The organism is Bacillus sp. Brlt_9, from assembly GCF_051948935.1.
Lineage (GTDB): Bacteria > Bacillota > Bacilli > Bacillales > Bacillaceae_G > Bacillus_A.
Map to the genome: position 1 here is coordinate 548,752 of NZ_JAYJLO010000002.1, position 12,164 is coordinate 560,915.

The window sequence follows — 12,164 nt, forward strand, 5'->3', positions numbered from 1 at the left end:
CCAGCTATTTATAGAAGATAAAGCTCTTTATTTCATTTTCGTACGAGCTATTTTGCTAATTAAAGTGAAAAGTAGTGTGTCTACTTTTGGAAAGGTAGTGAAGGTGGTAGATGAAAAATAAATGGTTTATAAAGTGGCTTGGATATGTAAAGGTACGAATTGAAGGTAGAGGAGCGGAACGGTTCGTTAACGAATGTGTGCGTAGGAATTTATTAGTTTGGGACGTTAAGAAAATCGCTGATGAAACGTTAGTATTTTGTATGCTATTACGAGATGTGAAAAAAATAAAGCCGATTTATAGAAAAAATGAATGTAAATTATATTTTATTGGACGCTATGGCTTTCCTTTTTGGAATAAGCGTTTAATTAAAAATAGTGGATTCTTAATTGGTTTTCTAATTTTCTTTTTTGGTATGATTGCATTATCGAATATGGTTTGGAAAATTGAAATTACAGGAGCGAAACCTGAAACAGAATATATATTGATGAAAGAATTGGACAAAATGGGTATTAAAAAAGGGAAATTACAATTCCAAATGCCTAATGTCGAAGATGTACAGCGCCATTTGACTGATAATATTAATGCGATTACTTGGGCGGGACTCGAAATAAGAGGTACGACGTACCATTTTAAAATAGTTGAAAAAAACGAGCCGAAAAAAGAAAAGGAACAAAGGCCGCAAAATTTAGTGGCAAAAAAAGAAGCGATTGTTACAAAAACATTTGTTGAAGTAGGAAAACCAGTTGTTCTAAAAAATGATCATGTAGAAAAAGGGCAGCTTCTCGTATCAGGGATATACGGTAATGAGGAGAGTCCAACGATTGTTTCGGCGAAAGGTATTGTATATGGAGAAACGTGGTATACATCTAATGTGAATGTGCCGCTAAAGACGCAATTTCAAGTATATACGGGCAATGCATATAATGAGCATTACCTTACATTTGGGAATACGAAAATAAAAATATGGGGATTTCAACATGATAAGTATAAGCGCTCTCGTACGGAAAGTGTAAAGCATGATGTGAAATTATTTGGTTTTACATTACCGATTGCATATGAAAAAGATATAGTACGGGAAGAGGAAGAAGCAAATCGAGAATATACAGAAAAACAAGCAATGAAAGTAGCGAAAGAGATGGCTGAAAAAGAACTAAAGAAAAAATTGGATGAACATGCTATGATTGTAAGTGATAAGATTTTGAGTAAAGAGGTTGAGGCGGATCAACTAAAAGTCACATTGCATTATACTGTGATTGAAAATATTGCAGAGTCACAACCAATATCCGAATCCGATATTCAAGGAGACTGAGTAATGGCAGAACAATTAGTAGAAATGAACCAACAATTGGAAAATACTAACGAAGCAATCGCTCTTTTTGGAGTCAATGATGCTCATTTGAAAGTAATTGAACGGGAACTGAATGTATCGATTGTAACTAGAGGTGAAACTGTTCATGCATCTGGAGCAGTTGAAACTGTGACACTCGTAGAAAAAATCTTACAGCAATTACTTGTTGTTATTCGAAAAGGTGTATCAATTACAGAAAGAGATGTTGCGTATGCAATTCAGCTCGCACAACAAGGGAAAATTGCTCAATTTGAAGAGTTATATGAAGAAGAAATCTTTAAAACGGCAAAAGGTAAATCCATTCGTGTAAAAACAATGGGGCAAAGAAGATATATTCATGCAATGAAGAAAAATGATGTTGTATTTGGAATAGGGCCTGCCGGAACTGGGAAAACATATTTAGCTGTAGTAATGGCTGTAAGAGCTTTAAAGCAAGGGTATGTAAAGAAAATCATTTTAACGAGACCAGCTGTAGAAGCTGGAGAAAGTTTAGGGTTTTTACCAGGTGATTTGAAAGAGAAGGTGGATCCGTACTTACGTCCATTGTATGATGCCCTGCACGATATTCTTGGACAAGAATATACGCAGCGTATGATGGAACGAGGTGTAATTGAAATCGCGCCTCTTGCTTATATGAGAGGACGTACGCTCGATGATTCATTTGTTATTTTAGATGAAGCGCAAAATACAACGGGTGCACAAATAAAAATGTTTTTAACTAGATTAGGTTTTAGTTCTAAAATGGTTATTACGGGAGACCCTTCGCAAGTAGACTTACCAAAAGGGGTAAAGTCAGGGCTTACGTTAGCTTCTAACATTTTATCTGGTGTATCAGGTCTTTCATTCATTACATTAGAACAAACGGACGTTGTAAGGCATCCACTGGTGCAACGTATTATTGAGGCATATGATAAAATGGAATGATCCTATTTGTCAGGATCATTTCTTTTTGTATTAAGGTTGGCGAACGGCATATTTTTTAATATCATAAAAGATAAGAGAAATACACTATAGGTACTGGTGTATAAAATGTTACCTAAAAGTATCGTTGGCTAAAAGAAATGAAAGCTATAAATAGTTTCACTTTATTTCTGGAGAGGAGAAGGTATTGAAATCATGTTAAGATCTCAAGAAATTTCTAAGTGGTTTCGTAATTTACAACATTCGAAAAAACTAAGTTGGATTTCTTACGTTTTATTAGGAGCAGTGCTGTTTTTTGCACTTATGAATAATGTGAAACCAGAGCAATTAGATGTTGATATGTATTCTATTGCGAAAAAAACAATTCATTCTCCTATTAAAATTGAAGATAAGGTTATAACGGACAGAAAAAAACAAGAGGCCGCTCAAAAAGTCGGGGATCAATATACATATAGAAGTGAATATAAACAAAATAGAGTAGACATTGTAAATGATGTTTTTGCTAAGGTAAATGAAGTCATTCAGGAGATGAAAGCTGCTGGACCTGAAGAGCAAAAAAAGATGACCGATGCTAATAAATTAGAAAAATTGAAGAAGAAGTTGCCATCTAATTTAACAAAGGAATTATCGGATGAGAATTTATTGTACTTTATTAATGCGGAACCGGATCAATTAGAATTAGCAAAGAATGCGGCTTTAACGTCTGTTAGTGTTATTATGGGTGGAAATATTAAAATGTCCGAAGAAATGGCAGCGAAAGAGCGATTTGTTAATGAAATGAAGAGCCTTAATGTGAATAGCGGATTAAAGGAAGCTGTGAATGCGCTAGGATCCTATGCGATTACAGCAAACTATTTTTATGATCCAGCTGTAACGAAAGAGAAGAAGAAAGCAGAAGAAGATTTAGTTCCACCTGTTTATATTCTTCAAGGACAAGTTATTGTTAGAGAAGGTGAAACGATTTCAAGTGATATGTATAATCAGTTGAAATTAGTCGGTTTATTAGAGAAAGGTAATAGTTTTCAGCCTTATGTTGGATTAGCGGTGCTCATTGGCGTGTTACTATACTTTATGCATAAGCAGTTTGAAGTATTTTTACAGCGGAAAAGAGAAGACAGACCGTACATTTTAGCGTATATTACAATTTTGTCTATCACGATTGTTTTAATGAAAATTATTAGTTTGTTTCAAAAGCTTGAATATGCAGGAATTGCGTATGTTGTCCCTGTTGCGATGGGAACAATACTTGTAAAACTAATGATTGGCGATCGATTTGTATTTTTAACAAGTATGATTTTTTCTGTGTGCGGAAGTATTATGTTTAATGAAGGGGTAACAAGTACACTGAATTATAGTGTAGGTATTTATGTGTTATTAAGTTCATTATCAGTAAGTATTTTCTTGCGCGAAAAAAATCGTCGTACGATGATTTTGCAAGCTGGTATACTCGTTTCTATCTTAAATGTAGTCGTCTTGGCGGCGTTATTATTATTACGTAATGGGAATTTTTCACCTCTTGAAATTGGTACGCAATTATTGATGGCTTCCGTTTCAGGGATTATCTCATCTGTTTTGGCTATGGGAATATTACCATATTTAGAAAGTGGACTTGGAATTGTATCAAGCATGAAACTTATGGAACTATCAAGTCCGAATCATCCGCTCTTGCGTAGAATTTTGTTAGAAGCGCCAGGAACATACCACCATAGTGTAATGGTAGCGAATCTTTCTGAGTCGGCTTGTGAAGCAGTTGGAGCAAATGGTGTATTAGCACGTGTAGGGGCGTATTATCATGATGTAGGAAAAACGGTACAACCACAATTCTTTATTGAAAACCAGATGGGAATTGAAAATCCGCATGATAAATTAGATCCTGTGACGAGTAAAGATATTATCATTGCTCATGTAACAGATGGAGTGAAAATGCTCGAAGAATACCATATTCCGCAAGAGATTATTAATATTGCTGGACAACATCATGGTACAACGCTCCTTAAATATTTTTATTATAAAGCGATTAAAGAAGATAAAGAAAAATATACAGAAGAGATGTTCCGTTACCCGGGATCAAAAGCAACTTCTAAAGAATCGGCAATTGTTGGTATTGCTGATAGTGTTGAAGCGGCGGTACGTTCTATGAATCACCCAACACCAGATCAAATTAATAATTTAGTGCAAAGTATTATTAAAGATCGTCTGCAAGATGGGCAATTTAGTGAATGTGATTTGACATTTAAGGAACTACAAATCGTTGGAAAAACGTTATGTGAAACGTTAAATGGTATTTTCCATTCGCGTATTACATATCCGGAACCACCGGAAGAGAAGGAGAAAGAATGAGTTTATTAATTGATTTCATTGATGAAACAGAAGAAGTGAAAGAAGAATATGTGAATTTAATTCGTGAGATATTAGGAACAGCGGCTCAAATGGAAAAAATAGAGGATGGTGCGGAGTTATCCGTGACATTTGTAGATAATGAACGCATTCGCGAGATTAATCGTGATTACCGAGATAAGGATCAGCCTACTGATGTCATTTCCTTTGCTATGGAAGAAATGGGAGAAGGAGAAATGGAAATTGTAGGTGCAGAGATGCCGCGCATGTTAGGTGACCTTATTATTTCTATTCCGAGAGCGAAAGAACAAGCTGAAGAGTATGGACATTCTTTTGATCGTGAACTTGGCTTTTTAGCGTTACATGGCTTTTTACATTTGCTTGGTTATGACCACATGACAGAAGAGGATGAAAAAGAAATGTTCGGAAGACAAAAAGAAATTTTAGAAGCATTTGGATTAGGACGATGAAAAAAGGAAAACTTATAAATAGTTTTGGATATGCTATAGCAGGTATATTCTTTTGTCTTCGTCATGAACGAAATATGAAAATTCATTATTTAGCCGCAGTCATTGTTATATGCTGCGGTTTTTATTTCCATATTACGAAGGTAGAGTGGATGGTAGTACTTATTGTAATAGGAATTGTAATGAGTTTAGAGATGGTAAATACGGCTGTGGAAAAAACAGTAGATTTAGCGACTACGGATATACATCCGTTTGCAAAAATTGCAAAGGATGTCGCAGCGGGAGCGGTTTTATTGTTTGCGATAATAGCCGTTATAATTGGTGCTATTATCTTTTTACCGTATGTGGTATAGTTGCATTCCAAAGCTTTTATTCAGCTTTGGAAGTGCCGTAAAGGCCTTTAATGAGAGAGTGTATCTTATTCACAGCTGTGAACAGGAAGGATGCGGGAATATGAATAGTAAACAATTAATTCAAGAAGCAATCGAAGCGCGTAAACAAGCGTACGTACCATATTCTAAATTTCAAGTAGGTGCAGCATTATTAACACAGGATGGAAAAGTGTATCGTGGATGTAATGTTGAGAATGCATCATACGGCTTATGTAACTGTGCAGAAAGAACAGCCTTATTTAAGGCGGTTTCTGAAGGAGATAAAGAGTTTGTAGCTATCGCGATTGTGGCGGATACAAAGCGTCCAGTACCTCCTTGTGGAGCATGTCGACAAGTTATGGTAGAATTATGTAAACAGGATACGAAAGTATACCTATCAAACTTACATGGTGACGTTCAAGAGACGACAGTCGGAGAATTGTTACCAGGAGCATTTTTAGCGGAGGATTTACATGAATAGAAAAGGTTATAAATCAGGTTTTGTCTCTATTATTGGCAGACCGAATGTTGGGAAATCTACATTTTTAAATCGTATTATCGGCCAAAAAATTGCCATTATGAGTGATAAACCACAAACAACTCGTAATAAAATTCAAGGCGTATATACAGAAAATGATTCACAAGTAATTTTCATTGATACACCAGGAATACATAAACCGAAACATAAGCTAGGCGACTTCATGGTAAAAATGGCGCAAACGACATTAAAAGAAGTTGATATCGTTCTGTTTATGGTTAATGCGGTTGAAGGGTTTGGTCGTGGTGAGGAATTCATCATTGAGAAATTAAAAGAGACGAAACAACCAGTATTTTTAGTCATTAATAAAATTGATCAATTGCATCCAGAGCAGTTATTAGAGTTAATTGACCAATACCGCAAACTACATGAGTTTGCAGAGATTGTACCGATTTCTGCATTAGACGGTAATAATGTGGACGCTTTAATTGGAACGATTAAAAAGTATTTACCAGAAGGACCACAATACTACCCAGATAATCAAGTAACGGATCATCCGGAGAGATTTATTATTGCAGAGCTTATTCGTGAGAAGGTGCTACATTTAACACGTGAAGAAGTACCGCATTCTGTGGCTGTTGTTATCGATGCAATTCAAAAACGCGAAGGTGGGGCAGTGTATATCAATGCAACGATTGTTGTGGAACGTCCGTCGCAAAAAGGGATTATTATCGGGAAACAAGGGAAGATGCTAAAAGAAGTCGGTAAGCGAGCTCGCTTTGATATTGAAGCATTACTTGGTTCTAAAGTATTTTTAGAAGTATGGGTAAAAGTGCAAAAAGATTGGCGTAATAAAATGTCTCAGCTTCGTGACCTTGGTTTCCGCGAAGACGAGTATTAAAATAGAGTAAAGCTGTAATCAGCGGATGTTTTGTTCATCCGCTGATTATTGGTTTTTATGAGTTTTGATAAATTAGGAAAAATTTTTCTCACATGAAAATGGACAAAATGGGTCAATTTAATAACAACAAAGGAAATTGGTTTATAGGCTACGCTTATTGAGAAAGGTGGATTCTTATGCTAGATTTTACCTGGAAGTTTTTCTCCAAAACAGGAAGCATTGAGACGTACTTGCTTTTGAAAGAAATGGAAAAAGACGTAAACGATGAGATGGATCAACATGATGAGGAGCTAGCGCATCTAGACTCTCCAATTTCTTGACCCGTTTTGTTCAAACCTTGGATGGTGACGAACATGTTTCAAAAAGTTGAGGGCATCGTTATCCGTACGACAGATTACGGAGAAACGAACAAGATTGTTACAATATTCTCAAGAGAATTGGGTAAGGTAAGTGCAATGGCAAGAGGAGCGAAAAAACCGAAAAGCCGGTTAGCATCTGTTTCGCAACTTATGACACATGGGCATTTCCTTATTCAAATGGGATCTGGACTTGGAACTTTGCAACAAGGCGAGATTATTTCAACTATGAAAGAAATTCGCGAGGATATATTTTTAACTGCTTATGCATCATTTATTGTTGAGTTAACTGATAAAGCAACAGAAGATAAAAAACATAATCCATATTTATTTGAAATGTTATATCAAACGTTGCATTATATGTGTGAGGGTGTTGACCCAGAAGTATTATCATTAATTTATCAAACGAAAATGCTTCCGGTATTAGGGATGCGCCCGTACTTTGATACATGTGCGATTTGTCATCAAGAAACAGATTTTGTCGCCTTCTCTGTCCGGGAAGGCGGTTTTCTGTGCTCGCGTCATGCTGAGCAAGATCAGTATCGTATACCAGTGGGGGAAGCTGTTCATAAATTATTGCGTCTTTTTTACCACTTCGATTTACATAGACTTGGCAATGTATCAGTGAAGGATAGCACAAAAAAACAAATGCGTTTAGTATTGAATACATATTATGATGAATATTGCGGGATTTATTTGAAATCAAGACGTTTCTTAGAACAACTTGATAAGTTTCAAATATAATTTGGACCGTATACGGTCCTTTTTACATCCTATCTTTTTCGAATAGCATATTTAGTATATAATATTTAAGAGATAGTATAACTTTTTTCGTTGTGCATTAAAGGTGGTGATTATCATAGAGCTGAATAAACGGCAAGAACATATCATTCAGATTGTAAAAGATCACGGTCCTATTACAGGGGAGTCAATTGCTGCGCAATTGGGATTAACACGTGCAACGCTAAGACCAGACTTAGCAATTTTAACGATGGCTGGTTATTTAGAAGCGCGTCCACGCGTAGGTTATTTTTATACGGGTAAAACTGGGGGGCAGCTATTATCTGAAGCTGTTAAGAAAATTAAAGTACAAGATTATCAATCTAGACCAGTTGTAATTGATAAAAATGTATCAGTATACGATGCGATTTGTACTATGTTTTTAGAGGATGTAGGTACATTATTCGTTGTAGATCAATCGACTCTATTAGTTGGTGTTGTATCTCGTAAAGATTTATTACGAGCTAGCCTAGGAAAGCAGGATTTAACCTCTCTTCCGGTTAATATTATCATGACAAGGATGCCAAACATTGCGATGTGTCGTAGAGAAGATTCTTTATATGATATTGCGATGGAATTAATAGAAAGACAGATTGATGCGATGCCAGTTGTAAAAGATACGAAACAAGGTTTAGAAGTGATTGGACGAATTACAAAAACAAATATTACACGTGCGTTTGTAAACTTAGTAAATAACGAGTAAGTGTAATTTGTTTAAAGTGAGGTAATGTAATGGATAATAAAATCGTATATGTCGTATCTGATTCTGTTGGAGAAACGGCTGATTTGGTTGTTCGAGCGGCAATGGGGCAATTCCCATTTGCTCCTGATATTAGACGTGTACCGTATGTTGAAGATACAGGGACATTAAAAGAAGTGATTTCGATTGCTAAGAGCAATCAAGCGCTTATTTGTTTTACGTTAGTAAAGCCTGACATGCGTCGGTATTTAGTGACAGAGGCTGCAAAAGAAGGCGTAGAGGCATATGATATTATTGGTCCTCTTATCGATCAAATCGAAGAAATTACAGGGCAAGTGCCGAGATATGAGCCAGGTGTTGTTCGTAGATTAGATGAAGAATACTTTAAAAAGATTGAAGCGATTGAGTTTGCTGTAAAGTATGATGATGGTAGAGATGCACGTGGTATTTTGAAAGCAGATATCGTGTTGATTGGCATTTCGCGCACATCAAAGACACCACTTTCTCAATATTTAGCTCATAACAAACGTTTGAAAGTTGCCAATGTACCACTCGTACCAGAAGTAGATCCGCCTGAAGAATTATATCAAGTGGCTAAAGAAAAATGCTTCGGTTTGAAAATTACGCCAGATAAGTTGAATCATATTCGAAAAGAGCGATTGAAATCACTTGGACTAAGTGACGGCGCAACATATGCCAATATTAATCGTATTAAAGAAGAAATTGATCACTTTGAGAATGTAGTTAGTAAAATAAATTGTCAAGTAATTGATGTATCGAACAAAGCGATTGAAGAAACGGCTAACATTATTGTGAATGCAGTGCAAAACCAAAAAATGTTTTAGCACATTTACCAAAGGTGAATGTGCTTTTTTCGCTCGTGAGAAACACTATGCCTGTTGATTTCGTAATAGATGATAGCGAAGTGGTTATACTTATATTCTTCTCGTTTTTATTATGTTAAAGGCATGGTTTCGTTATCCTGAAATAGAAGATGAAAAAATAAAGGGATATGTAGCGTAGTTGAAGAAAATATATTATAATAAAAAATTGTGATAAAAACCTATATTTTACGTTTAGACTTTAATTTTTCAGAATAAACTAGGGATAGGATTTACGAAAAGACATGTAATTACGTTAAATCGACAAAATCTATACAAGAAAACGCACATTATGGAAGGATTCGCAGAAGGGATGTAGAATACAGAAATATGCAAAACATCAATATCGTATTGGTTGATGCAGATGCATATACTGTGAATGCTGAAAATTGTGCAAGTTGGAACGAAAGTTCATGTCGAAATTTTGTTTGTCACATCGTATGCTCATCGTTTAAGGAAGCAGCAAGGGAAATTGGATCTATGTAGATGCTGAATAAGCTAAAGTTGATTTTTTTATATGTATCAACATGCAAAAAAACAGATCTCGTGATCATATAGGATATGGTGCTTGCTAGTCTTCTTGTAAAAAAGTGTATATGTATTGTCTCCAGGAGGTACATTTGTAACAGATGAGCAAATGGATACAATTTTATATAGTAGGTACGTATCTGCGAAATGGCGCAGAAAATGGCCTGCAAAATCGTTTGATAACGTAATCGACAACACTTTCTAATAAGTTTAGAAAAAATATTGTCGAATTATAAAGGAATTTTTTAATTTATATCGAATACAAAATACGACACGGAGATGGATTTATGGGGAACAGAATTCCCGAAGAAGTTGTTGAACAGATTCGGACATCATCGGATATTGTAGAAGTGATTGGTGAATACGTTCAACTTAGAAAACAGGGGCGTAACTATTTCGGCCTTTGTCCATTTCATGGTGAGAATTCTCCTTCATTCTCTGTTTCATCTGATAAGCAAATTTTTCATTGCTTCGGATGTGGAGAAGGTGGAAATGTATTTTCCTTTCTAATGAAAATGGAAGGACTGGCTTTTACCGAGGCGGTTCAAAAGCTAGGTGAAAGAAATGGAATTGCGGTTGCAGAGTATACATCAGGGCAAGGACAACAAGAAGACATATCTGATGACACTGTCATCATGCAACAGGCTCATGAACTTTTGAAAAAGTATTATCATCATTTATTAGTAAATACAGAAGAAGGAAATGAAGCACTTTCGTATTTGTTAAAACGTGGTATTACGAAAGAGATGATTGAGAAGTTTGAAATTGGTTATGCGTCACCTGCTTGGGATGCAGCAACGAAAATTTTACAAAAAAGAGGTTTATCGCTGTCTAGTATGGAACAAGCTGGTCTTCTCATAAGAAGCGAGAAGGATGGTAGTCATTATGATCGCTTCCGTGGAAGGGTTATGTTTCCAATCTATACATTACAAGGTAAAGTGATAGCGTTTAGTGGAAGGGCGCTAGGAGATGACACTCCGAAATATTTAAATAGCCCTGAAACACCGATTTTTCATAAAAGTAAATTGTTGTATAACTTCCACCAAGCGAGGCCGTTTATTAGAAAACGTGGGCAAGTGGTCCTTTTTGAAGGGTATGCCGATGTACTAGCTGCGGTAAAAAGTGGTGTGGAAGAAGCTGTTGCGACAATGGGAACAGCTTTAACTGAAGAACAAGCAAAACTTCTGCGACGTAACGTTGAAACTGTTGTTCTTTGCTATGATGGTGATAAAGCAGGACGAGAAGCAACGATGAAAGCAGGGCAATTATTACTAAAAGTTGGTTGCCAAGTGAAAGTTACATCCTTGCCAGATAAGCTTGATCCTGATGAATATGTGCAACAATATGGGACGACTGCTTTTGAAAATCTTGTGAAATCAAGTATAAGTTTTGTTGGTTTTAAAATAAATTATTTGCGTTTAGGGAAAAATTTGCAAGATGAGTCTGGCAAAGAAGAATATGTGAAAAGTGTTTTAAAAGAGTTATCGTTGCTACAAGATGCGATGCAGGCAGAATCATATTTGAAGTCGTTATCGCAAGAATTTTCGTATTCAATGGAAACACTTTTGAATCAATTGCACCAATATCGCAAAGAACAAAAGGTACAGCAAAAACAAGTAAAACAGGTTTCTAAGCCGTCTCAAATTGTTCAAACAAAACCGAAGTTAACAGGTTTTGAAAGGGCAGAAAGAGAAATTATTTACCATATGTTGCAAAGTCCAGAAGTGGCTGTTCGTATGGAATCCCATATAGAAGATTTTCACACAGAAGAACATAAAGGGATTTTATATGAACTATACGCATATTATGAAAAGGGAAATGAACCTTCAGTCGGAACATTTTTAAGTTGGCTCTCTGATGAAAAGTTGAAAAATATTATCACTGATATTTCAACGGATGAATTTATTAATCCAGAATACACAGAAGAAGTGTTGCAAGGCCATTTGGAGACGCTTAGACGTCATCAAGAAAAACTTGAAAAGACGGAAATCATCTTTAAGATAAAACAAATGGAAAAAACAGATCCTGTAGAGGCTGCTAAATATTATGTAGCATATTTACAAAGTCAAAAAGCGAGAAAATAGCTTTTTTGATA

The 12,164-nt window shown here is 35.8% G+C and carries 13 protein-coding genes; all 13 read left to right on the forward strand.

Annotation, left to right across the window (positions count from 1 at the left end; translation table 11 throughout):
• Positions 1-110 precede the first annotated feature (110 nt).
• The 13 genes from yqfD (at position 111) to dnaG (ending at position 12,153) form a co-directional block, all read left to right on the forward strand.
• Positions 111-1,310, forward strand: a complete 1,200-nt coding sequence (gene yqfD / locus VF726_RS09060; protein ID WP_440167524.1) for a sporulation protein YqfD — start codon at positions 111-113, stop codon at positions 1,308-1,310.
• Between the two features lie 3 nt (positions 1,311-1,313).
• On the forward strand, positions 1,314-2,273 hold the full coding sequence (locus tag VF726_RS09065; RefSeq protein ID WP_166701780.1) for a PhoH family protein: 960 nt from the start codon (positions 1,314-1,316) through the stop codon (positions 2,271-2,273).
• A gap of 192 nt (positions 2,274-2,465) precedes the next feature.
• Positions 2,466-4,610, forward strand: a complete 2,145-nt coding sequence (locus VF726_RS09070; protein WP_440167526.1) for an HD family phosphohydrolase — start codon at positions 2,466-2,468, stop codon at positions 4,608-4,610.
• The gene (gene ybeY / locus VF726_RS09075; RefSeq protein ID WP_048531226.1) at positions 4,607-5,077 is read left to right on the forward strand and encodes an rRNA maturation RNase YbeY; all 471 of its coding nucleotides are present in this window, start codon (positions 4,607-4,609) and stop codon (positions 5,075-5,077) included. The genes VF726_RS09070 and ybeY overlap by 4 nt, the downstream gene beginning before the upstream one ends.
• Positions 5,074-5,427, forward strand: coding sequence for a diacylglycerol kinase family protein (locus VF726_RS09080; protein WP_048531224.1), 354 nt, complete (start codon positions 5,074-5,076; stop codon positions 5,425-5,427). The genes ybeY and VF726_RS09080 overlap by 4 nt, the downstream gene beginning before the upstream one ends.
• Before the next feature lie 100 nt (positions 5,428-5,527).
• Positions 5,528-5,926 carry a cytidine deaminase gene (locus VF726_RS09085; protein WP_001086294.1) on the forward strand — a complete coding sequence of 133 codons (399 nt, stop codon included), beginning with the start codon at positions 5,528-5,530 and terminating at the stop codon, positions 5,924-5,926.
• Positions 5,919-6,824 carry a GTPase Era gene (gene era, locus VF726_RS09090; RefSeq protein ID WP_048531222.1) on the forward strand — a complete coding sequence of 302 codons (906 nt, stop codon included), beginning with the start codon at positions 5,919-5,921 and terminating at the stop codon, positions 6,822-6,824. Before VF726_RS09085 ends, era begins: the two co-directional genes overlap by 8 nt.
• Before the next feature lie 176 nt (positions 6,825-7,000).
• The gene (locus VF726_RS09095) at positions 7,001-7,144 is read left to right on the forward strand and encodes a YqzL family protein (RefSeq protein WP_000883923.1); all 144 of its coding nucleotides are present in this window, start codon (positions 7,001-7,003) and stop codon (positions 7,142-7,144) included.
• A 33-nt stretch (positions 7,145-7,177) separates the two neighbouring features.
• The gene (gene recO, locus VF726_RS09100) at positions 7,178-7,924 is read left to right on the forward strand and encodes a DNA repair protein RecO (RefSeq protein WP_000487010.1); all 747 of its coding nucleotides are present in this window, start codon (positions 7,178-7,180) and stop codon (positions 7,922-7,924) included.
• Positions 7,925-8,030: 106 nt separating this feature from the next.
• Entirely contained in the window at positions 8,031-8,663 is a 633-nt protein-coding gene (locus VF726_RS09105) for a helix-turn-helix transcriptional regulator (RefSeq protein ID WP_000583758.1), read from the forward strand.
• A gap of 29 nt (positions 8,664-8,692) precedes the next feature.
• Positions 8,693-9,505 (forward strand): pyruvate, water dikinase regulatory protein, encoded by an 813-nt coding sequence (locus tag VF726_RS09110; RefSeq protein ID WP_440167530.1) that lies wholly within the window; start codon positions 8,693-8,695, stop codon positions 9,503-9,505.
• A 637-nt stretch (positions 9,506-10,142) separates the two neighbouring features.
• Positions 10,143-10,274: a hypothetical protein gene (locus tag VF726_RS09115; protein ID WP_279588524.1), complete on the forward strand. Its 132-nt coding sequence runs from the start codon at positions 10,143-10,145 to the stop codon at positions 10,272-10,274.
• A gap of 82 nt (positions 10,275-10,356) precedes the next feature.
• The gene (gene dnaG, locus VF726_RS09120; RefSeq protein WP_440167532.1) at positions 10,357-12,153 is read left to right on the forward strand and encodes a DNA primase; all 1,797 of its coding nucleotides are present in this window, start codon (positions 10,357-10,359) and stop codon (positions 12,151-12,153) included.
• Positions 12,154-12,164: the final 11 nt, after the last annotated feature.